Genomic DNA, 21,594 nt, shown 5'->3' with positions numbered 1-21,594 from the left:
GGCGCGCCGTTACGTCTTGCGCAGGAAGCTCGAATCCGGCGCGAACTTCCTGATCATGTCGGATAGCCCGTCGTCGGCCGGCGGACCGGATGGGCCCTTGGACGCCGCGTCCGGCTTGGTCTCGCCCTTGATTTTCTGGCCGGAAATCTCGGCCAGCGCCGCGAGCAGCGTCTCGTCGAGATTGTCGGCCGCTGTCTTCGCAGGTGGTGTCGTCGCAGCTGGCGTCGTGGCGGGCGCAGCGGGAGCCGGCGGAGGTGGCGTCGGTGGAGTGGGCGCGACCGCACGGATTTCGGGCTCGCGCCGCGCCGGCGGCGCTGACTCCGGTGCCGGCTTGGACGCGTCCTTGGACGCATCCTTGAACGCATCCTTGGGGGCGTCCGCCCGCCGGGCGGCGGCCTCGCTGACGGCGGCGATCAACGATGCTTCGAGAGCGGCGGGCGTGTCGGCCGGCATGGGCGGCGGTGTAGCCGGCATCGGCGGCGTTGTGACCGGCACCGGCGGCGGCCCGGCGGGCTTCGCGTCCCGGGTGGCGCGACCGAACAGCGGTTCCCGCTGGCTCGCCGCCTGCGGTCGGCTGTCGGTGGCCTTGCCCGGCTCCTTTCCAGGCTCCTTGGCAGGCTTGAAGAGACCCGCGCGTTCGGCGGCCATCTTGGCGGAAGCCTCCTCGACCGTGGCGAGCAGGGACGCTTCGAGCGCGTTTGCGCGATTGCTTGGCGAAGCCGCCGCCTTGGCGGCAGGGATGATCACCGGCTTTGGCTGCGGCGGGGGCGGCAGCGGTGGCGGCCGAGATGCTTCGACTGGTGCGGGCGGCGGCGGGATCGGCTGACCGTCCCCGGCGCGCGCGATGATGCCGTCGACGATCGCCGCCAGGCGGCCCTTATCGGGGGCGGCCAGATAGCTCGCCGCCAGCTCATCGACATATTGCGGGCCGTAATCGGCGAGCACATTGGCGATCTGGGCGAGATCAGGATCGCTGTCGACAAGCCGGCGCCAGGCCTCGCGGTCGTAAGTCTCCCGGCCGTAGGCTGCGTCCCCCTTCTTGTCGGGCCAGGCCACCCGGCGCGACTGACGCTGCCCGGTATCCTGGCCTGCGATCGGATCGAGGGTCGGCGGCTGCAGCCCGTCGCTGAGGCGCGGCGGGGTAAATCCCGAGGCGCCGGCCGGCACGGCGGCATCGGCCGGACGCCGGGGCCGCTCGTCGACCTGCAGCGCGATCAGGCCGACGCCCATCAGCAGGAAGCCGAGCGCGGCCCACGAAATCGTGGCGCACAGCAGCCCGCCGATCAGCAGCAACACCCAGCCAGTCAGTCGCACAAATACACCCTTCCCTATGCCCGATCGGACGTCCCGACGCGGGCCTGGCAGACAAGATAGGCTATCTTATGCCGACTTTCGGAAAAACGGCCAGCTAGGCGCCCGCCGTCAGCACCTTGACACCGCCGAACGCGGTCACCTGGCCGCCGCGCAGCATCACGATCTGGGTGGCGAGCTGGCGCAGCTCGGCCGCGTCGTGGCTGACATAGACCATCGGGATGCCGGCTTCGTCGCGCAGCCGCACCAGATAGGGCAGGATCTCGAGCTTGCGGCTTTCGTCGAGCGCCCCCAGCGGCTCGTCGAGCAGCAGCAGCCGCGGCTTGGACAGCAGCGCCCGGCCGAGCGCGACGCGCTGGCGCTCGCCGCCGGAGAGCTTTCCGGGACGGCGGTCGAGCAGGGCGCCGATGTCGAGCAGGTCGACGACGCGCCGGTGTTGGGCGGGATCTTCGGTGAGGCCGTTCATGCGGCGGCCGTAGTCGAGGTTCTGGCGGACATCGAGATGCGGAAACAGCCGCGCGTCCTGGAACACGTAACCGATGCGGCGGCGCCAGCTCGGGACGTGGATGCCGGTCGCGGTATCGTCGACGGTCTCGCCGTCGATCACGATGGTGCCGCGGTCGGGACGCAACAGTCCCGCGATGGTGTTGATCAGCGAGGTCTTGCCGGAGCCGGACGCGCCGAACAGACCGGTGACGCGGCCCTCGCTGGTGAACGAGGCTGCAAGCGAGAACTCGCCGAGCTGCTTGGTGATGTCGACGCGCAGCATGGCTAAAGCGCGATGAGATTGAGTTGAATCGTCATCGCGCTTTAGCTCCTTGTTTGAGCATGGCCTCTTCGGAAAACCGCTTCACACTTTTCCGGATCATGCTCTATTGCCCATGCAGGCGCGCGGTGGCGCGACGCGCGAACACTTCAGCCGCGACCAGTGCGCCGACCGCGAGCACGATCGAGATGATCACGAGCCGCGCGGCGGCGGGGTCGCCATCCGGCGTCTGGATCAGCGAATAGATCGCCGACGAAATGGTCTGGGTCTCGCCGGGAATGTTGGAGACGAAGGTGATGGTCGCGCCGAACTCGCCGATCGCCTTGGCAAAACCGAGCACCATGCCGGCCAGCACGCCGGGCAGCGCCAGCGGCAGCGTCACGGTTGCGAACACCCGCCACGGCGCGGCGCCGAGCGTCTCGGCCGCCTGCTCGAGGCGGCGGTCGACCGCCTCGATCGAGAGGCGGATCGGCCGCACCAGAAGCGGAAACGACATCACGCCGCAGGCGAGCGCCGCGCCGGTCCAGCGGAATGCGAACACGATGCCGAGATGGTCGGCCAGCCAGCCGCCGACCAGGCCGCGCTTGCCCAAGGTCAGCAGCAGCAAATAGCCGGTGACGACGGGCGGCAGCACCAGCGGCAGATGCACGGCGGCATCGAGCAGCGACTTGCCCCAGAAATCGCGCCGCGCCAGCAGCCAGGCAAGCGCTACCCCGAACGGGGTCGCCACCAGTGTTGCGATGACGGCGACCCGCAGCGACAGCAGGATCGCCGTCCATTCGGTCGGCGAGATCTCAAACACGCTTAGGTCGTCGGGCTGATCAGGAACTTGAAGCCGTACTTCTCGAGGATCGTCTTCGCCGTCGAGGAGCGTAGGAAGGCGAGATACTCGGCGGTCTCCGGTTTCGCGGTCGTGGTCGCCGCGACCGGATAGATGATGGCCGGATGGGTGTCGGCCGGGAAGGTGCCGACGATCTTGACGCCCGGCTCGACCTTGGCGTCGGTCGAATAGACGATGCCGAGCACGGCTTCGCCGCGCGCCACCAGCGTCAGCGCGGCGCGCACGCTCTCGGCCATCGCGAATTTCGGCTCCGCCGCCTGCCATGCGCCGAGCTTCTCCAGCGCGGCCCTGGCGTATTTGCCGACCGGCACCGCCTTGACGTCGCCGGTCGCGATCCTGCCGTCGCCGGCGAGCTTGGCGAGATCGAAGCCGGGTCCGATGTTGACGTTGTCGAGCTTGGAATCCTTCGGCGCGATCAGCACGATCGAGTTGCCGAGCAGGTTCACCCGCGTCTGCTCATTGATGTTCTTCTGCTTGATCGCATAGTCCATCCAGTCGGTGTCGGCGGAGACGAACACGTCGGCTGGCGCGCCCTGCTCGATCTGTTTTGCCAATGCCGAACTCGCGGCATAGCTGGCGGTGATCTTGACGCCGCTCTTGGCGGTATAGGCCGCGTCGATGTCGTCGAGCGCGTTCTTCATCGAGGCGGCGGCAAAGATGGTGAGCGTCTTGTCCTCGGCGCTCGCGGGCGAATGCAGCGCGCCGAGCAGGATGACGAAAGCGGTGAAAAGTCCGGCAAGCCTTGAAATTGAAAGTCGTGGCATGGAAAGCGCTCCGTGCGAGTTCGCGCGCGAACGATCGCGCGCAAATCAGGCGTTGGGTTGGGGTCTGGCCTGCGACGGACGGAAGCGCTGTTCCGCTGGTCCCCGATGGACTTACGGTCCTCAGGGATATCGCACTGCAAACATAGCAGGCTGGGGCTTACGGTAAAGGCGACCGTTTGTCTAACCGCCCGTCCTATTCATCCGCCGGCTGGATAGCGATCGACAGCGAGTTCTCTTTTGAGCCGCTGACCTGCAGCACGAAGGGGCTGGCGGCGAGGTCGTATTTCACGGTCTTGCGGATACCGTCGCAATCGGTCGCGCCGCTGAACGCCTTGGGCTTCAGGAGATGCCCGTCCTGCACCAGGTCGACCCAGGCCCCGGCCGACAGGCTGACGGTATAGAGCCCGGCCTTCGGCGCGGCCTTGAAGTTGGTGAAGCCGGCGAAGGTGCCTTCCTTCGGCGCGCGCTCCGGCGGGGTCGGCAATTTGGCGTCGCCGGGGGCCACCAGCGCCAGCGTGATCGCGGTCGCCGGCAGCGCGGCCTGCTCGCTTCCCGATACGACCCGGGCACGATTGGGTGCGGTCAGCGCGGCGCGTGCGCGCTCGATCGACCATTTGAACTTGTCACAGCCGCTCGGCTCCTCCGCCGCGAAAGCGGAAGTCGAGACGAGCACGAGCGATGCGGCGAGGAGCGATTTGCGCATGTCTGGTCCATTCATGATGACGGATAGAATAGATCAGCCGCCCCGATCCATCGCCCGAACGCCTTACGGCGCGACGGCACGAGATCATATCGTAGTTCGAGCCGGCCGGCATAGCCGCCTGACAAAGATGTTATTGCCCTGGCAGCTGCTGTTTGGCGTCGGGGGCGTTCAGCACCGTCCTGCAGTCAGCCGGCATCTGCGCAAGCGTCATCGGCGGGCGGGGTTTCGGCGGCTTCGGCGGAGGCTTCGGATGCAGCACCGAATCCTTGAACCAGAAGGCGAGATCGGACGGCTTGCAGCCTTCGCCCTCCGCTTGCGGCTTCTGTCCCTCGCAGCTAGGGCTGCCGGGCGGACATCGCATACGAATGTGGAAGTGGTAGTCGTGGCCCCACCACGGCCGGATCTTCGACAGCCAGCCGCGATCGCCCGTGGCCTCGCGGCACAGCGCCTTCTTGATCGCGGGATTGACGAAGATGCGCTGCACCGCCGGCTCCCGCGCCGCGTCGCGGATGACGAGCACGTGGCCCGGCGTGAAGACGCGTGGATCGATGTCGAGCCGGTCGTCGCGCACCATCATCACCGCCGACATCTCCTCGCGGTCCTCGCGCGATAATTTGCGATCAGGCATCGGCGTCAGCCAGATGTCGGCGTCGAGTCCGATCTGGTGGCTGGCATGACCGGAGAGCGCGGGGCCGCCGCGCGGCTGGCCGATATCGCCGACCAGGATGCCCGGCCAGCCGGCGTCCTTGTGCGCGTTGGCCGCAAGCCGCTTCAGCAGCGCGATCATGTTGGGGTGACCCCAGTAGCGGTTGCGCGACAAGCGCATCACCTGCCAGGTCTCGCCGTTGAGCGGCATCTGCGCGGCGCCGGCGAGACAACCCTTGGTGTAGCCGCCGATCGACCGGGTCGGCAACGCCGCCGGCAGCACCTTGCGCGCGAACAGCTGCTTCGCCCCGATCTTTGGATCATTGGGGTTGGCGAGCGGCGGCAGCGGCTGTGGATTGAGCGAGCCCCTGTCCTGCGCCCGCGCGGAGATGGTGCAGGCGACGAGGGCTAAGATCAGGAGTGGGAACAGACGCAGGCGGGGTGTCATTCGGATCACTCTGTCGGCGCAAGGCTAGCATGGATTCGGAGCAGGCGGACCGCGCTTTCATCCCATTCGCTTGATCGCCCACAGGGTGGATTAAGATTACCTGCGGCTTCCAGGCTCCGATGTGAGCCACGCCACTTTACAAGCGCACGTTGTGGGCGACATCATGTCCGCAATAATTTCAGGGTAGGCGTTATTGTGACGAGCGTATCGTGCGTACGGCTGGCGTTTGCCGCCGCGATTGCCGCGCCGATTTTGGCGCTCTCGCCGGCGCGGGCCGACGTCGTCGTTCACATCGATAAATCATCGCAGCGCATGGCGGTCAGCGTCGATGGCGCGAGACGCTACAACTGGCCGGTGTCGACCGGCCGCCGCGGCTATGGCACGCCGAGTGGGGTGTTCCGTCCGCAGATGCTGGCGCGCCGCTGGTACTCGAAGAAGTACTATAACTCGCCGATGCCGCACTCGATCTTCTTCCACCGCGGCTTTGCCATCCATGGAACATACGAACTCACGCGCCTTGGCGGGCCGGCCTCGCATGGCTGCGTGCGCCTGCATCCCTCGCACGCCGCAATGCTCTATGGGCTGGTCGAGCGCAACGGCCGAGGCGGCACGCGCATCGAAATCACCAACTAAGGTATGATCCGGCAAAATCCGAAGGCTGAGGCGCACCGCGCTTTAACCGCGCGATAACCCTGCCGCACGCTGACGAACATTGATGCGCTTGAAGCGTCTTCGGCGCATTCATTGTGCAATCGCGCGCCGGTTTACGCTTCCTTCACCAAGCGCCGGCGCTTCCACGCTGCGAATCTGTGCCGTGCGCCGCCGGCGCGCCGGGAGCAAACTCGCGCCCGGCGTGAATTCGCCTGCAAAGCAGGCATGCAAGGGTTTCTCAGGCAGCGCAGCTACTCGCCAAGAGATACCAATTTTTCAGAGACTTATCGCAGATATATCGCCGAACTGGAATGCGCGTGGGGCGTGCGATACCGATGATGCGGCCGAAGAAAAAGACCAAGAAACCGAACCAGGCCAAACTGTCCCGTCCTCGGGGCCGTCGTCCCACACCGATGCCGAAAGTGTCGGGCAGATCGCGCCGCCCCGCGGTCGAGATCGGCGAACTGGTGCGCCAGCGCGCGCAGGCCGAAGCCGCGATCGCCGAGGCGCGCAAATCCAACGCGCGGCTGCGTGAGGCGATCGACATCCTGCCGCAGGGCATCGTGTTCCTGGATCCGGAAGGCCGCTACACACTCTGGAACAAGAAATACTCGGAAATCTACAAGCGCAGCTCCGACCTGTTCGAGCACGGTGCGCGCCTGGAAGACACCATCCGCATCGGCGTCGCGCGCGGCGACTATCCCGAGGCTGCCGGCCGCGAGGAAGAGTGGATCGCCGAACGGCTCAGGAAGATGTACCAGCCCGGCGAGCGGCACGAGCAGGTGCTGGCCGACGGCCGCGTGGTGTTGATCGAGGAGCGGCTGACCGCAGATGGCGGCATCGTCGGCCTGCGCGTCGACATCACTGAACTGAAGCAGCGCGAGGCGTCGTTCCGCCTGCTGTTCGACGGCAATCCGGTGCCGATGATCCTGTGCGCGCTCGACGGCGAGCGGATCCTCGCGGTCAACGACGCCGCGATCGCGCATTACGGCTATGTCCGCGCCGAATTCGAGCGGATGACGATCAGGAGCCTGCAGGCGTTCGATGCCGAGCTGCCTTGGGCGGCAGGCCGCAGCAGCGACGAGCAGGCGGCGCGGACCTGGAAGCATGTGCGCGCCGACGGCACGCTGATCGACCTTGCGATCTATTCGCGCCAGCTGATGCATGGCGACCAGCCGGCGATGCTGCTCGCGCTGATGGACATCACCGAGCGCAAGCGCGCCGAGGCGCGGCTCGCCTTCATGGCCCAGCACGACAGCCTGACCGGCCTGCCCAACCGCAATCTGCTGCGCCAGCAGATGGACGAGATGCTGCAGCACACCCGCCGCTCGACCGACAAGGTTGCGGTGCTGATGCTGGGTCTCGACAATTTCAAGGCGGTCAACGAGACGCTCGGCCACGGCATCGGCGACAAGCTGCTGCGCGCGGTCGCCAAGCGCCTGCGCTCGACGCTGCGCGAGGAAGATGCGCTGGCCCGTCTCAACTCCGATGAGTTCACCATCGTGCAGGGCGGCGTGATGCGGCCCGAGGACGCGGTGCTGCTGGCGCGGCGGATCTTGGATGCGATCGGCGAGCCCTATCTGCTCGAGGGGCATTCGGTGGTGATCGGCGCCAGCATCGGGATCGCGATGTCGCCCGGCGACGGCGAGGATTCCGAAAAGCTCCTGAAGAGCGCCGACATGGCCTTGTCGCGCGCCAAGAGCGAATTCCGCGGCACCTTCTCCTTCTTCGAGGCGGAGATGGACGCGCGCGCCCAAAGCCGGCGCAAGATCGAGATCGACCTGCGCGATGCGATCCAGAACGAAGGCCTGCGGCCCTATTACCAGCCGCTGGTCGATCTTGCGAGCGGGCGCATCACCGGCTTCGAGGCGCTAGTGCGCTGGCCGCATCCGGAGCGCGGCATGATCTCGCCTGGCGAGTTCATCCCGGTGGCCGAGGAGACCGGGCTGATCAATCCGCTGGGCGCGCTGATGCTGCATCGCGCCTGCATGGACGCGGCGCAATGGCCGGATGACGTGCGCGTCGCGGTCAATTTGTCGCCGCTGCAATTCCGTACCGGCAATCTGCTGGCGCTGGTCACCGACGCGCTGCGGCAATCCGGCCTGCCGGCGCGGCGGCTCGAGCTCGAGATCACCGAGACGCTGTTGCTTGAGAAGAGCAGCCAGGTGCTGGCGACGCTGCATGCGCTCCGCGCGCTCGGGGTTCGGATGTCGATGGACGATTTCGGCACCGGCTATTCCAGCCTCAGCTATCTGCGCAGCTTCCCGTTCGACAAGATCAAGATCGACCAGTCGTTCGTGCGCGACCTCGGTGCGAACCCGGACGCGCAGGCGATCGTGCGCTCGATCGTCAGCCTCGGCATCGGGCTCGGCGTCACCATCACCGCCGAGGGCGTCGAGACCGAGGCGGAGTTGAGCCGGCTGCGCGCCGAAGGCTGCCACGAGGGCCAGGGCTTCTTGTTCAGCCGCGCCCGGCCGAACCCCGAGGTCATCAGCCTGCTCAAGGCGCAGCGCGTCGCGACGGCGCTGGTGGCGTAGTGGAGCCTAGAGGCAGAGATGTAACCTCGATCGAGCGTCGGGCTCCCCTTACCTCGCCCCGCGTGCGGCAGGGGTGTCCGGGGAAATTCAGGCATAGCGGAGCTCCATCTGGTCAGGTGAGATGGTTGATTTCCGACGGCTGGGGTTGATGGGCGGAGGTTTGTCGATGGCAGCGAGGGATCGACGCGTGAGCAGGAGCTGGCCGACGAGTTCGGCGAACCTGAGCGGGAGCATTTTGATGCAGTTGGTGTGAGCGGCGATGCGCAGCAGCAGGTAGGCAATCATCGCAGCGAGCACCTGAAGGCGGATCGCGTTGTCGTTGGCGCCGAGGAACTTGCGAATATCGAGATGCTGCTTGATCCAGCGGAACAGCAGCTCGATTTGCCATCGGCTCTTGTAGAGGGCGGCGATCTCGACGGCGCTACGGGCAAGGTCGTTGGTCAGGAGTGTGATCTTGCCGCCTTTCTCGCGTCTGATCTTGATGCGGCGGAGCGGGATTGGAAGGCGCGAATCGCCCTTGCTGGTGAGCTTCACCTCGTCATCGGCAAGGATTTCGAAGCCATCCCCGTTACGCTTGCGGATGGCGCGATGCCTGAGCGAGCGAAGACGGATGCTCGTCTTCGCCCGGGTAACGAACAAAGCCTTGCTATCATTGATCTTCTGCCACCAGTCGAAACGGCAATAGCCCTTGTCAAACACATAGGTGGTGGCGGGCTGGATTGGGGTCTGTCGGCCGATCTCGATGTCATTGACGTTCGCGGCCGTCATCTCGACGCAGGTCGGGACATCGCTCCTTGGGTCGTAGACGACATGCAGCTTCATGCCGCGGATGCGGCCGTTCCACGTCGCCCAACTGCAGACCTTGCCGAGCGGGATCGGACTGGCGTCGATCAGACGCACCATCTCCATGCCTTCACTCCGCAGCTGGCGACGCGCCATCGCCGACAGCGCCGCAAAGGTTTGCGCGAAAATGCCGATCGGACGGCGGGCATTGGCATCGGACAACGTCGAGCGCGACAGCTTGCCGGTTCCCAAGTGATAGTGATGCTGCGAATTGGCGTTGAAGCCAGTCACCACCCCGCGCAGACTGCTGTTGCCGCTAAGCTGGGCATAGATCAGCGCCACCAGATGATCCCAGCTCCTGAACGACTTGTCGTAGGCATCCCCGTCCAGACGATCCACAACCGTCTGAAACTGCCGTCGATTGATCGGTTCAAGCAGCCTTCCAAAAATGCTACCGCGATATCGCATGCTCGGCCCTCTGTGTCTCGACAACCAGAAAAGACCGATTTGCCTCGGTCCTGCCGAGCATGCACCGCGACACAGTGAATCATTCCCCGGACACCCCTGCGCGTGCGGGGAGAGGTCGGATCGCATCATCAGATGCGATCCGGGTGAGGGGGATTCTCCGCGAACGCAGCTATTACCGAATGTGCGGAGACGGCCCCTCACCCCAACCCTCTCCCCGTAAGAACGGGGAGAGGGAGCGCACCGCCGTCGCCTTCACGCCCTACGATTCTTTCTTGTTGAGATGATAAGTCAGCGCCAGCGCCACGCAGTGGCGCAGCGCGGGCTCCGGCAGCTTGCCCGCGACATCGAGCAGGATGGCGCGGTTGCCGCTGTAGCTGAGCTCGGGATAGAGTTCGCGGAAGGTCTCGACCAGATTGGTCTGGCAGTGGAAGTAGACCGCGACCTGGTCGGCAGCCGGCTTCACCTGATCAATCCGGACCGTGCTGCCGCTGCCGGTCTCCGGCGTGAGGTAGCTCGGCTGGCCCCACTTCAATGTCTCTTCCAGCGCGCCGACGCCCTTGGTTGCCTTCGCGGTCTCGAAGATCAGCCGCCGCAGCGCCAGCAGCTTGGCTCTGACCGGGGCAGGGTACGTGTCGAACAGCGCAGCTGCCGGTTTAGCGTGCGGCCGTCGCGCCGCCTTGCTGGTCGATGCTGGCGGCTTGCGCATGGTGGGCTCCGTGAGGAGGACGTACCTATATCTATCTACCACAGCGCCTTGAAGGTCATATAGACCGCCATCAGCGAGACGAAGACGATCATCGCGTTGCGTAACCGCGCGCGGTCGATGCGGTTGGCGGCGCGGGCGCCGAGATCGGTGCCGGCCAGCAGGCCGACGATCACGCCCGCCAGCACCGGCCAGGACGCCAGCGAGCCCTCGCTCCAATAGATCCAGGCCGAGGGGATCGTGGTCGGGATCAGCGACATCACGAGGCTTGCCATCTGCGCCTGATGCTGCGGCACCCCGAGCACGGCGCTTAAGCCCACCACGGTCGCCAGTCCGCCGCCGATGCCGAGAAAGCCCGACGACAGGCCCGCCAGCAGCCCGACAATGAGCAGCGCCGGCCAGGATATTTCGCGCGCGGTGACTTTGTCGTCGTGCTTCGCCTGGTCGCGTCCGCCGCGCAGGATCAGCATCGCGTCGAGCACGACGAGATAGGCCATATAGGTCCAGCGCAGCGCGGGCTCGGCGACATGGTTGGCGGCGAGTGCGCCGGCCGCGCCGCCGGCGACAAAGCCGAATGTCAGCAGCGCGATCCAGCGCAATGGGGTGCGGTTGCCGCTCTGCCAATAGCGCCGGATCCCCGTGAGGCTGGTCGGCGGCACCTGCGCGACCAGCGAGATGCCTTGCGCGACATGTTGGCCGGCGCCGAGCAGTAGCATCGAGAACACGACCAGTCCGCCGCCGGGGCTGACGCCGAGCAGCCCGGCGGTCAGACCGCCGGCGAGGCCCGCGCCGATGCCGGCGAGGAGGTCGGGGACGATCACCGCATCCCCCGTCAGCGCCTGGCGGCAAGGCCGGCAAGGAAGATGTCGAAGGCGTGCATCGCTTCCGCGGTCGAGACGGTTTCGCCCCACAGCCGTTGCAGCACGATGCCCTGAAACATCGCGACCATTGCCCGCGCCGCGCCGCGCGGCTGCACGCCGCGGTCGATCGCGCCGCTCTTCTGGCCGCGCCGCAGCAGGTCCACGATCAGGGCGATCGGCTGGCGGATTCCGCTCAGCACCTGGTCGCGGACCACGTCGTCGCGCAGCGCCTCCGCCCAGAGCTGCAACGCGACGCGGCGGGCGCGCAGGCCTTCTTCCTTCTGCAGGTCGCCGAGAAAGCCGCGGGCGATCGAGCGCAGGCTCTGCAACACATCGTCCGGTGGACCCTTGAGCGCCAGCAGCGCGCTGTCGCGGCCATGGCGGCTTTCGCCGATCGCCTGGATCAGCTCCTCCTTGCCCGTGAAATGCCCGTAGATGCAGCCGGCGCTGAGCCCGGACTGCTTGATCACGTCCTGGATCGTGGTCTGGTGAAATCCCTGGCGGGCAAAGCAGATCTCCGCGGCCTGCAGAATCTCCTCGCGACGGATCGCGAGCGTCTCGGGTTTCACCTTCGGCATAGTCGGTCCTTGTCAGGTCGCGGCCGGCCGATGCGGCGGGCTTGACGATCATTCGTTGCCATTATAAAGAACGAATATTCGTTTTGTAAAGAGGGGAGGCTGACGGCATGATCGGCTTTGCAAAGCTTCTGTGGCATCCGGGCGCGGCTGAGATGGCTCATGTCGAGCTGCCGTCGACCGGCGCGCGGATCGCGTTCCTGCTCGCGTCGTTCGCGATCGTGCTGCTGTTCGAGGCCGCGTTTCCGCTGTTCAGCTACGGCCGCAGCGACCGGATGCGCAATATCGGCCGCAACGCCGCCATCACCGTGATCTTCGTCGGCGTGAACCTTTTGCTCAGCCCGCTGTCGCCGCTGGCCGCGCAATGGACGCTGGATGCGAAATTCGGCCTGTCGCACTGGCTCGGCCTGTCACCCCTGAACCAGCTCCTGCTCGGCATCATCGGGCTCGACCTGTTTGCCTATTTCGCCCACGTCTCCATGCACAAGCTCGGCTGGATGTGGCGCTTCCATCGCATGCACCATGCCGATCGCTTCGTCGACGTCACCACGACGTTCCGCGAGCATCCCGGCGAGACGCTGTGGCGGATCGGCTGGCACATCGCCGGCGTCTTCGTGTTCGGTACGCCGGCCTGGGTGCTGGTTACCTATCTGACGCTGTCGGCGCTGAACGCCCAATTCGAGCACGCCAATATCCGCCTGCCCGAGCGGCTCGACCGCTGGCTGCGGCTCGTCTTCGTGACGCCGAACATGCACAAGATGCATCATTCGCGTCATCAGCCGGAGACCGACAGCAATTATTCGAACCTGCTCTCGATCTGGGACCGGCTCGGCGGCACCTATAATCGTGGTCCACGCTTCGCGGAGCTGCGCTATGGCCTCGACGGCTTCGATGATCCCGAGAAGCAGTCGCTGCGCGGCCTGCTGAAGATGCCGTTCATGCGCGATTGGGGGCGGGTCGACGCTCGGCCGGACGACAAGTCCGACCGGTCCGCTCCGCCGCCCGTGCTGCCCTGGCCATGACTTGAAGCCCGGCGCCGCCGCTCAGGCGGCGTTGCGCAGTCCGGCGAGGAAGGTGTCGACGCTGTGCGACAGCGCGGCGGCGTGATCGCCGAGCTGGCCGGACGTATCCAGCACATTGCCGGTGAGGGCGCGGGATTGGCTGGCGGCCTCGCTCGCGCCCGCGATATTGGCGGAGACCTCGACGGTCCCGGTGGACGCCTGCTGCACGCTGCGGGCGATCTCCCGCGTCGCCGAGTCCTGCTGCTCGACGGCGGCCGCGATCGCGGTGGCGATACCCGAGATCTCGCGGATGGTGCCGCTGATGTCGCCGATCGCGCTGACGCAGTTGCCGGTGGCGGACTGGATCGCGCCGACCTGGCCGGCGATCTCCTCGGTCGCCTTCGCGGTCTGGCTCGCGAGGTCCTTCACCTCGGCGGCGACCACGGCAAAGCCGCGGCCGGCCTCGCCGGCGCGCGCCGCCTCGATGGTGGCATTGAGGGCCAGCAGATTGGTCTGGCTCGCGATCGCGCTGATCAGGCGCAGCACGTCGCCGATCTTCTCTGCCGATGCGGCGAGGCTCGTCACCATCTCGGTGGTCTCCATGGCCTTGGTCACGGCGCTGTCGGCGACGCGGCTGGAATGGGTGACCTGGCGGCCGATCTCGGTGATCGAGGACGCCAGCTCCTCGGTTGCGGCGGCGACCGCGTTGACGCTGGCCGAGGCTTCCTCGGACGCGGCGGCTGCCGCCGAGGTCCGTTCGGAGGCGCCGTTGACGCTGGCGGTGATCTCGCCCGCGACGCGCTGCATGTCGCCCGAGGACCGCGCGACGGCGGCGACCATGCCCTTGACGTCGGCTTCGAAACGATCGGCCATCTGCCGCTGCAAGGCCTGCTTGTCGGCCTCCGCCTTCACCTTGTCGGCCTCCTGCGCCTCGCGCAGCGAGGAGGTTTCGACCATGCTGCGGCGGAACACGTCGACCGCCTTCGCCATCGTGCCGAGCTCGTCGCGGCGCTCGCTGCCGGGTATGGTGACGCTGGTGTCGCCGCTGGACAGGCGGTTCATGACCGCGGTGATCGCGGTGAGCGGCCGCGACAGGCCACGGCCGAGCAGGAACGCGAGCAGCACGGCGGCGGCCATGATCGCGACCACGCCAAGGATCAGATTGCGCTGCGCGCTTGCCGCGGCGGCTTCATAGTCGCTGGTGTCCTTGACGATCTCGAGCACGGCGACCGGTTCGCCGGCGTAGTTCTTGATCTGGCCGAGATAGAGCTCCACCGCATGGCCGTCGAGAACGGCGTCGCGCAGCAGGGCCGCACCGTTCATCACACGCTTGAGCTCGTCCTGGGTCGCGACCACGGTATCGCCGAAGGTCGAGGACAGCCGCTTGAAGCTCTGGCCGTCGAAGGAATGCACCGCAAGGTCGATGCCGAAGCGCTTTTTGGCGCGGTCGACGAATTCCTTGCCGAAGGCGGCGCCGACGTCGACATTGGCCAGCGTCTTGCCCTCGTGCATGATCGGGGTCATCCCGAAGATCGAAAGCGCCTCGCGGCCGGGCTCGACGCCGACGATCGGCTTGCCGGTCTTGTTCGATTCCACCACCGTCGTGCGCCGCGTCGAGGCGTCATCGCCGAAAGTCTTCGGCGCATGGACCCGGTAGAAGCTGGTCGCCGGGGGCTGCCAGAACGAGATCAGCGGGATGCCCTGCGCCTTCATCGACGCCCAGGAGGCGCCGAGCAGCTTTCCGAGGCCGTCGCGGTCGCCCTTGGCGATGGCGTCCTCGACCGGCGGCAAGGCGGCGATGACCGCCGAGACCGCGAGCGCCGCGCGCCCCTCGTAGTCGATCGCTGCAATCACGCTGTCATATTGCAGCTTGAGCTGCTGATCGAGCGCGAGCCGCGTCAGCGCCCGCTGCTGGCTGATGGAGAAGCCGCCGAGGATGGCGCAGGCGACTGCGACAGTCAGCGAAATCGCCAGAATCAGGCGGGCGGCAATCGATCGAAGCGTGAACATGGGACCAGCGAAACTCCAGGCATTAGCGCCGCCCGCAAAGTCTCAGAAAAAGCTTAACAACCGGATGTTGCGCCGCCGGTATTCGTGCCGCGACCATGGCCGCCGGTGCTACTTTCGTACTGTTCAACGTCTGGCCTGACAGGGCCGGCCGGCTGCGCGCATCAATAGGCATGTGTCACTCAGGGGCGAACGCGGATGATCGTACTCCCTTTGCGTCGACCGGTCGGATTCAAGGCAGCGACGGCCTCGTCGAGAGTCGAGACGTTGCCGATGTTTGTCCGCAGGCGTCCGTCCCGCACCCGCCGGACGATCTCACTCAGTTGGGAACGATCGGACTCGACGACGAAGTCGACCGCCAGGCCGTCGGAAGGTCGCGCCCCGGCCGGCCCAACGACCGTCACCAGCATTCCTCCGCCTCGAATCAGTTTTGCCGACCGCTTCTGGATTTCACCGCCAATGACGTCGAACACCAGATCGACTTTGCCGACGTCCTCAAGGGCGTCGTTGTCGAGATCGACGAACTCCTGCGCGCCGAAGTCGAGCACAGTCTGACGGTCGGCGGACCGCCCGGAGCCGATCACATACGCGCCGGCCTCTCGCGCGAGTTGCGTCACCATCGACCCGACTGCGCCGGCCGCGCCGTGTGCGAGGACACTCTGCCCCGCCTGGAGGCGGCCGTGCTGAAATAGTCCTTGCCATGCCGTCAGGCCCGAGACCGGAAGGCTTGCGCCCATTGTGAAGTCGACGTCGCCCGGTAGCGGCGCGAGGTTGCGCGCCTCGATCGCCACATACTCGGCCAGCGTGCCGTCGCGATACCAGTCCGCTAGACCGAACACCCGCTGTCCCACCGATAGCCCTGTAGTGCCATATCCGAGAGCGGTGACCACTCCGGCCAGCTCGTGCCCCGGGATCGACGGTGTTCGGTCACGATCGAGGCGATCGGTCCAGGTCGAGGGCCACGCCAGCTCAGTCGGGACAAATCTCGACGCATAAACCTGAACGACGACGTCGTTTATCGCTGCCTGCGGCTCGGGCCGGTCCACCAGCTTCATCCCGGCCGTTCCCGCGGCTTGGTCCGTTACAACGATGGCCTTCATGGGAATACTCCTTGTCTCTTGGTGGAACTGCTGCAGAGCGCGCGGACGCGCCGACTAACCAAGAACTGCCAAGGCAGTTCGGTTGCTTAGTACGAACGAATAGATGCGCTGCGCCTGCTCATAAAACAGCACCAAGATTGCGAATTTTGGCTGTACCAAGCGCGACGGCTGCCCTCTGCGAGCTCAATGCGTTACCGCACCGCTGAAAAATCCGGGCAGTCGACAGAATCCATTTTGCACAGTCGGGGACAGAATTCAGATTGCGAGGGCCGCCAGTCGTCATGCCCACTGTTGGGCCCAAAACCGACATGATCTTTTCGGAAAACCGCTTCGCACTTTTCCGGATCATGCTTTAGCGCGCGGTCGGCGGAGCGCCGAGATTGCCTGCCAAAATCGCCTTGCCGGCGTCCTCGTACTGGGTGTCGCGGGCCTGGATCTGCTGCGCGATTGCGTGCATGTCGCGAAACCGTCGCTCGAACGGATTCTTGGCGAACACCGCCGTTGCCCCCGACATGTGATAGGCGATGTCGACCACTGCGGCCGACTGGTGGATGGTCCAGGTCGAGGCGATGCGGATCGCGACGCGATGTGCCTCGGTGATCGGGTCGCCGCGGACGAGATCGTTCCAGACCTCGTGGGCCGTCGCGTACAGATAGGCGCGCGCGGCGCGCAGGCTGGCCTCGGTGCGCCCGATCTGGCCCTGCACGGCATTGTTGTCGCGCATCGCCTTGAGGCCTTGCGGGGTCTTGCCGCGGGCAAGCTCGGTCGCCGCGTCCAGCATGGCGCGCGCGACGCCGAGCGAGGTGGCGGCAAAGCCCATGCTGAACACCATGTTGGTGGAGAGCTTGTAGAGCGGCCCCGGCTCGCGGCACGCGGCGGGATCGTCGCGCAGCGCGGCGAACTGCTCCGGAATGAAGAGGTTGTCGACCGAGTAGGAATCGGTGCCGGTGCCTTTCAGACCGATCACGTCCCAGACGTCATACATTGTCGCTGACGACATCGGGAACAGGATGGTGCGGATCTCCGGCGAACCGTCGGCCTTCTTGCGCGGTGAGCCGTCGTCCTCGACGACGCGGACATGGGCGCCGAGCCAGCTCGCCTGCCGCGAGCCCGAGGCGAAATCCCAGCGCGCGCTGGCGCGATAGCCGCCGGGCTCGGCGCGCACCTCATGGGCGATAGCGCCCCAGGCGAGGATGCCGGGCGTGGTGTTGAAGATCTCGTTAGCTGCGTCGGGTTCGAGATAGGCCGCGGTCATGGCGCAGACGCTGCACTGGCCGAGGCACCAGGCGGTCGATGCATCGGCCTTGGCGATCTCCTCCTGCATCTGCATGAAGGCGTCCAGTGTCGCCTCGGCGCCGCCAAAACGCTTCGGCAGCAGCGCGCGATACAGCCCGTTCTCGACCAGTGCCGCGGTGACGGATGGCGTCAGTCGCCGTGTCCGTTCGATCTCGTCGGCTTCACTCGTGATCAGCGGCGCCAGCGCGCGCGCCCGCTCGACAAGGTCGAATCCCTGCGGCTTGTTCATGCGTGTCCTCGGCGCCTTCTGTCATTCTTGTTGGGCAGGCCGGGCGATGGTGGCTCATCCGGCAGGAGAGGGCAAGGGAAGGCAAGGCAGGACGGCGCCGATGCAGATCAGCTATCCATCCGCTGTGCCGGTGCGCGCGAGTGTGACGAATGCAGCCGCGCTCAGGCGGCGGCGCGGCCGAGATCGAGCGACGGCTGGCGCTTGGTCGAGAAACTCAGCGCCACGGCGACCGCGGCGAGGCCGATCGCAAAGGAACCGGCGTGCAGCCACGTATAGCCGTGGAACGTGTCGAACACGTAACCGCCGGCCCACGGCCCGAGCGCCATGCCGAGGCTCGCGAAGGCCGACACCGCGCCGAACACCGTGCCCATGATGCGCGCGCCGAAGAACTCGCGCACCAGCACGGCGTAGAGCGGCATCACTCCGCCATAGGCCAGCCCGAACACGACAGACAGCGCGTAGAACTCGCCGAGCTGCGCCACCGCGAGATAGGTCGCGATCGACAGCGCCTGCACCAGGAGGCCGCCGACCAGGACCGGCTTGGCGCCGAGCCGGTCGGCGAGCACGCCGAGCAGCAGCCGGCCGCCGAGCCCGGAGAAGCCGGCGAGGCTGTAGACTGTGACCGCGGTGAGCGGCGCGATGCCGCACACCATGGCGTAGGACACCATGTGGAAGATCGGTCCCGAATGCGCCGCGCAGCAGGCGAAATGCGCCAGTGCCAGCGTGATGAATTGCGGCGTGCGCAGCGCCTGCGCCGCGGTCCATTCAGTTTGCGGCACGTTCGCGGCGGTCGGGATTGCGACGTCCGTTCCCTGCGGCGCCGGGCGCACCAGGAACGATGCGGGGATCAGCAACGCCCATGCGGCGATGCCGATCACGAACATCGCAAAGCGCCAGTCATAGGCCGTGATCAGCCAGCTCGCGGACGGCGCGACGGTCAGCGGCGATACGCCCATGCCGGCCGACACCAGCGCGACCGCGAGGCTGCGATGCTTGTCGATCCAGGCGCTGGCGAGCGCCATCATCGGCGCATAGAAGCTGCCGGCGGCGATCCCGATCAGCACGCCGAAGCAGAGCTGGAATTGCCACAGGCTCTGCGCCTGGCTTGCCGTCACGAGGCCAAGCCCGAGCAACAGGCTGCCCGCCAGCACCACGATGCGGGTACCGAAGCGGTCGGACAGCGCGCCCCAGGCGAACGCCGCAAAACCCATGCAGAGGAAATCCAGCGTCGCCGCCGCCGAGACGCCGGCGCGCGACCAGCCCATCGCATCCGAGATCGGCTGCAGGAACACCGCGAGCGACAGCATGGTGCCGAAGCCGACGCAGGTCATCAGCGCGCCCGCGCCGACGACGACCCAGCCATAGTCCAACCGAGCGGCCTTGCTCATGCGTTTCCCCGGCGCTGTTGTTTGTTGTGGTGCGCGCAGGGAGGATGCTGGCCTATCTGAGGTCCAGGGGCAACATGACGGGCAACATGCCTCTCATTCCGGGATCAGCGGATTGTGCGTTGCATGCGCAAGATGTCGCAGCGAGGTGCGGCTAGAGCCTTTTCCGTTCCGATAGAATCGGAACGGGGCTCTAGATTCTTGCTTTGACGCGTTTTCTTCACGCGAACCGGAGCCACTTCGCTCGAAAACGCTCTAGCCGCACTGCCAGGCGCGCCCGATCGGCGTCCAGGTCCAGCACGGGCCAAAACTGCCGCCATTGTAGCGGCCGCGGTAGAATCCGGGGCGGCCGAAATAGTACCAATCCCCGCCATACCAATATTGCGGCGAATAGTCCGGGTAGCCGCGGGCGGCGCCGCGCGGGCCGAACACCGGAATGGTTTGGTTCGGCGGCTGCCGGTAGCCGGGCAGGAAGCCATAGCCGTGCCAGCGGGTGCCGTGCCGCTTCTTCGAGGAGGCGGCGGAGCTCAGGTCCGGCTGCAGCAGTGCGAGGATGACGATAAGGAGGAACAGGATGCGCAACATGATCGCAGTCTAGTCGGAGCGCGATGCAGTGGCGATTCAAATCATGGTGCGTTTTGTTGCTGGGACAAGAATGGGCAACAGTCGCGCCGGTAGCGCCGCCTCAGCTGTCCACCTTGAGCGCGGCGATGAAGGCTTCCTGCGGGATGTCGACCTTGCCGAACTGCCGCATCTTCTTCTTGCCTTCCTTCTGCTTCTCCAGAAGCTTGCGCTTGCGCGTGATGTCGCCGCCGTAGCACTTCGCGGTGACGTCCTTGCGCAGCGCGCGGACGGTTTCGCGCGCGATCACCTTGCCGCCGATCGCCGCCTGGATCGGGATCTGGAACATGTGCGGTGGAATCAGCTCCTTCATCTTCTCGACCATGGCGCGGCCGCGGCCCTCGGCGCGGGTGCGATGCACCAGCATCGACAGCGCGTCGACCGGCTCGGCGTTGACCAGGATCTGCATCTTGACCAGATCGGCCGGCTTGTAGTCGGTCAGATGATAGTCGAACGAGGCGTAGCCCTTGGAGACCGACTTCAGGCGATCGTAGAAGTCGAACACCACTTCGTTGAGCGGCAGGTCGTATTTCACCATCGCGCGGGAGCCGACATAAGTGAGCTCCTTCTGCGAGCCGCGGCGGTCCTGGCACAGCTTCAAGACGCTGCCGAGATATTCGTCGGGCGTGAGGATCGTCGCCTCGATCCACGGCTCCTCGATCTCGGCGATCTTGACCACGTCGGGCATGTCGACCGGGTTGTGGATCTCGAGCTCGGTGCCGTCGGTCAGCTTCATCTTGTAGATCACGCTCGGCGCGGTCGCGATCAGATTGAGGTCGAATTCGCGCGACAGCCGCTCCTGGATGATTTCCAGATGCAGCAGGCCGAGAAAACCGCAGCGGAAGCCGAAGCCGAGCGCGGCGGAGGTTTCCATCTCGTAGGAGAAGCTTGCGTCGTTGAGCCGCAGCTTGCCCATCGCCGCGCGGAGCGTTTCGAAGTCGTTGGCGTCGACCGGAAACAAGCCGCAGAACACGACCGGAATCGCCGGCTTGAAGCCCGGCAGCATCTCGCTGATCGGCTTCTTGTCATCGGTGATGGTGTCGCCGACGCGGGTGTCGGCAACTTCCTTGATCGCCGCGGTGATGAAGCCGATCTCGCCGGGGCCGAGCTCCTCGACCTGCTCCATCTTCGGCGTGAAGAAGCCGACGCGTTCGATATCGTAGGCCGCGCCGGTGCCCATCATGCGGATGCGGCTCCCCTTCTTCATCACGCCGTCGACGACGCGGATCAAGACGACCACGCCGAGATAGACGTCGTACCAGCTGTCGACCAGCAACGCCTTCAGGGTCGCGTCGCGGTCGCCCTTCGGCGGCGGCAGGCGGGTGACGATCGCTTCCAGCACGTCAGGCACGCCGACGCCGGTCTTGGCCGAGATCATCACGGCGTCGGACGCATCGATGCCGATCACGTCCTCGATCTGCTGCTTGACCTTCTCGGGCTCGGCCGCGGGCAGGTCGACCTTGTTCAGGACCGGCACGATCTCGTGATTGTTGTCGAGCGCCTGATAGACATTGGCGAGCGTCTGCGCCTCGACGCCCTGGCTGGCGTCAACCACGAGCAGGGAACCCTCGCAGGCCGCCAGCGACCGCGAGACCTCGTAGGCGAAGTCGACATGGCCGGGCGTGTCCATCAGGTTGAAGATGTAATCCTTGCCGTCCTTGGCGCGGTAGTTCAGCCGGACGGTCTGCGCCTTGATGGTGATGCCGCGCTCGCGCTCGATATCCATCGAATCGAGCACCTGCTCCTTGCCCGCCATTTCACGATCCGACAGGCCGCCCGTCATCTGGATCAGGCGGTCGGCAAGGGTCGATTTGCCATGGTCGATATGGGCGACGATGGAGAAGTTGCGGATGTTCGAAATCGGGGCAGTTGTCATGGGCGCGGGATAGCATCCGCACCC

19 protein-coding genes are annotated in these 21,594 nt (G+C 66.1%); 3 read left to right on the top strand and 16 right to left on the bottom strand.

The genetic code is table 11. From position 1 onward, the window contains the following. Window positions 1-9: 9 nt before the first annotated feature. From ACVMDN_RS34650 to mepA, 6 genes are all read right to left on the bottom strand, one after another. Window positions 10-1,314, bottom strand: a complete 1,305-nt coding sequence (locus tag ACVMDN_RS34650) for a hypothetical protein (protein WP_141342811.1) — start codon at window positions 1,312-1,314, stop codon at window positions 10-12. A 94-nt stretch (window positions 1,315-1,408) separates the two neighbouring features. Next, complete coding sequence (modC, locus tag ACVMDN_RS34645; RefSeq protein ID WP_057019517.1) at window positions 1,409-2,080, bottom strand: molybdenum ABC transporter ATP-binding protein; 672 nt, start codon at window positions 2,078-2,080, stop codon at window positions 1,409-1,411. Between the two features lie 103 nt (window positions 2,081-2,183). Further along, window positions 2,184-2,879 carry a molybdate ABC transporter permease subunit gene (gene modB / locus ACVMDN_RS34640; RefSeq protein WP_076831159.1) on the bottom strand — a complete coding sequence of 232 codons (696 nt, stop codon included), beginning with the start codon at window positions 2,877-2,879 and terminating at the stop codon, window positions 2,184-2,186. A 2-nt stretch (window positions 2,880-2,881) separates the two neighbouring features. Beyond that, window positions 2,882-3,667, bottom strand: a complete 786-nt coding sequence (gene modA / locus ACVMDN_RS34635; RefSeq protein ID WP_076831188.1) for a molybdate ABC transporter substrate-binding protein — start codon at window positions 3,665-3,667, stop codon at window positions 2,882-2,884. Window positions 3,668-3,875: 208 nt separating this feature from the next. After that, a complete protein-coding gene (locus ACVMDN_RS34630; protein WP_076831155.1) occupies window positions 3,876-4,385 on the bottom strand; it encodes a hypothetical protein in 510 nt (169 codons plus the stop codon). A 130-nt stretch (window positions 4,386-4,515) separates the two neighbouring features. Next, a complete protein-coding gene (gene mepA / locus ACVMDN_RS34625; protein ID WP_057019514.1) occupies window positions 4,516-5,478 on the bottom strand; it encodes a penicillin-insensitive murein endopeptidase in 963 nt (320 codons plus the stop codon). 195 nt (window positions 5,479-5,673) lie between these two features. On the opposite strand from mepA, the gene ACVMDN_RS34620 reads away from it, so the two are divergent. Together ACVMDN_RS34620 and ACVMDN_RS34615 are read left to right on the top strand one after the other, a co-directional pair. Next, entirely contained in the window at window positions 5,674-6,111 is a 438-nt protein-coding gene (locus ACVMDN_RS34620) for a L,D-transpeptidase (RefSeq protein WP_225163662.1), read from the top strand. Between the two features lie 353 nt (window positions 6,112-6,464). Continuing rightward, complete coding sequence (locus ACVMDN_RS34615) at window positions 6,465-8,666, top strand: putative bifunctional diguanylate cyclase/phosphodiesterase (RefSeq protein ID WP_143271106.1); 2,202 nt, start codon at window positions 6,465-6,467, stop codon at window positions 8,664-8,666. A gap of 87 nt (window positions 8,667-8,753) precedes the next feature. On the opposite strand, the gene ACVMDN_RS34610 is transcribed toward ACVMDN_RS34615, so the two are convergent. The 4 genes from ACVMDN_RS34610 to ACVMDN_RS34595 form a co-directional block, all read right to left on the bottom strand. After that, window positions 8,754-9,917 carry an IS4 family transposase gene (locus tag ACVMDN_RS34610; protein ID WP_229193596.1) on the bottom strand — a complete coding sequence of 388 codons (1,164 nt, stop codon included), beginning with the start codon at window positions 9,915-9,917 and terminating at the stop codon, window positions 8,754-8,756. 259 nt (window positions 9,918-10,176) lie between these two features. Further along, a complete protein-coding gene (locus ACVMDN_RS34605) occupies window positions 10,177-10,623 on the bottom strand; it encodes a DUF1801 domain-containing protein (protein WP_076831150.1) in 447 nt (148 codons plus the stop codon). A gap of 35 nt (window positions 10,624-10,658) precedes the next feature. Continuing rightward, on the bottom strand, window positions 10,659-11,441 hold the full coding sequence (locus ACVMDN_RS34600; protein ID WP_076831147.1) for a sulfite exporter TauE/SafE family protein: 783 nt from the start codon (window positions 11,439-11,441) through the stop codon (window positions 10,659-10,661). Window positions 11,442-11,452: 11 nt separating this feature from the next. Next, the gene (locus tag ACVMDN_RS34595) at window positions 11,453-12,058 is read right to left on the bottom strand and encodes a TetR/AcrR family transcriptional regulator (protein ID WP_057019535.1); all 606 of its coding nucleotides are present in this window, start codon (window positions 12,056-12,058) and stop codon (window positions 11,453-11,455) included. A 107-nt stretch (window positions 12,059-12,165) separates the two neighbouring features. Here ACVMDN_RS34595 and ACVMDN_RS34590 point away from each other — a divergent pair, with 107 nt between their 5' ends. Then, a complete protein-coding gene (locus tag ACVMDN_RS34590) occupies window positions 12,166-13,077 on the top strand; it encodes a sterol desaturase family protein (RefSeq protein WP_076831144.1) in 912 nt (303 codons plus the stop codon). A gap of 21 nt (window positions 13,078-13,098) precedes the next feature. Here the strand turns inward: ACVMDN_RS34590 and ACVMDN_RS34585 are convergent, their stop codons facing one another. The 6 genes from ACVMDN_RS34585 to lepA all read right to left on the bottom strand — a co-directional run bounded on the left by ACVMDN_RS34585 (window position 13,099) and on the right by lepA (window position 21,570). Continuing rightward, on the bottom strand, window positions 13,099-15,066 hold the full coding sequence (locus ACVMDN_RS34585; RefSeq protein ID WP_057019510.1) for a methyl-accepting chemotaxis protein: 1,968 nt from the start codon (window positions 15,064-15,066) through the stop codon (window positions 13,099-13,101). A gap of 179 nt (window positions 15,067-15,245) precedes the next feature. Beyond that, window positions 15,246-16,163, bottom strand: a complete 918-nt coding sequence (locus tag ACVMDN_RS34580) for an NADP-dependent oxidoreductase (protein ID WP_076831142.1) — start codon at window positions 16,161-16,163, stop codon at window positions 15,246-15,248. A gap of 352 nt (window positions 16,164-16,515) precedes the next feature. Further along, entirely contained in the window at window positions 16,516-17,688 is a 1,173-nt protein-coding gene (locus ACVMDN_RS34575) for an acyl-CoA dehydrogenase family protein (RefSeq protein ID WP_076831139.1), read from the bottom strand. 161 nt (window positions 17,689-17,849) lie between these two features. Then, the gene (locus ACVMDN_RS34570) at window positions 17,850-19,076 is read right to left on the bottom strand and encodes an MFS transporter (RefSeq protein WP_076831136.1); all 1,227 of its coding nucleotides are present in this window, start codon (window positions 19,074-19,076) and stop codon (window positions 17,850-17,852) included. 252 nt (window positions 19,077-19,328) lie between these two features. Further along, the gene (locus ACVMDN_RS34565; RefSeq protein ID WP_076831133.1) at window positions 19,329-19,658 is read right to left on the bottom strand and encodes a hypothetical protein; all 330 of its coding nucleotides are present in this window, start codon (window positions 19,656-19,658) and stop codon (window positions 19,329-19,331) included. Between the two features lie 100 nt (window positions 19,659-19,758). Continuing rightward, a complete protein-coding gene (lepA, locus tag ACVMDN_RS34560; protein ID WP_057019506.1) occupies window positions 19,759-21,570 on the bottom strand; it encodes a translation elongation factor 4 in 1,812 nt (603 codons plus the stop codon). Between the last annotated feature and the right edge of the window lie 24 nt (window positions 21,571-21,594).

The sequence above is a fragment of the Bradyrhizobium sp. USDA 4510 genome (assembly GCF_054059095.1).
The sequence above is the reverse complement of the archived record's forward strand: the minus strand, read 5'-3'. Positions and strand labels throughout refer to the sequence as shown.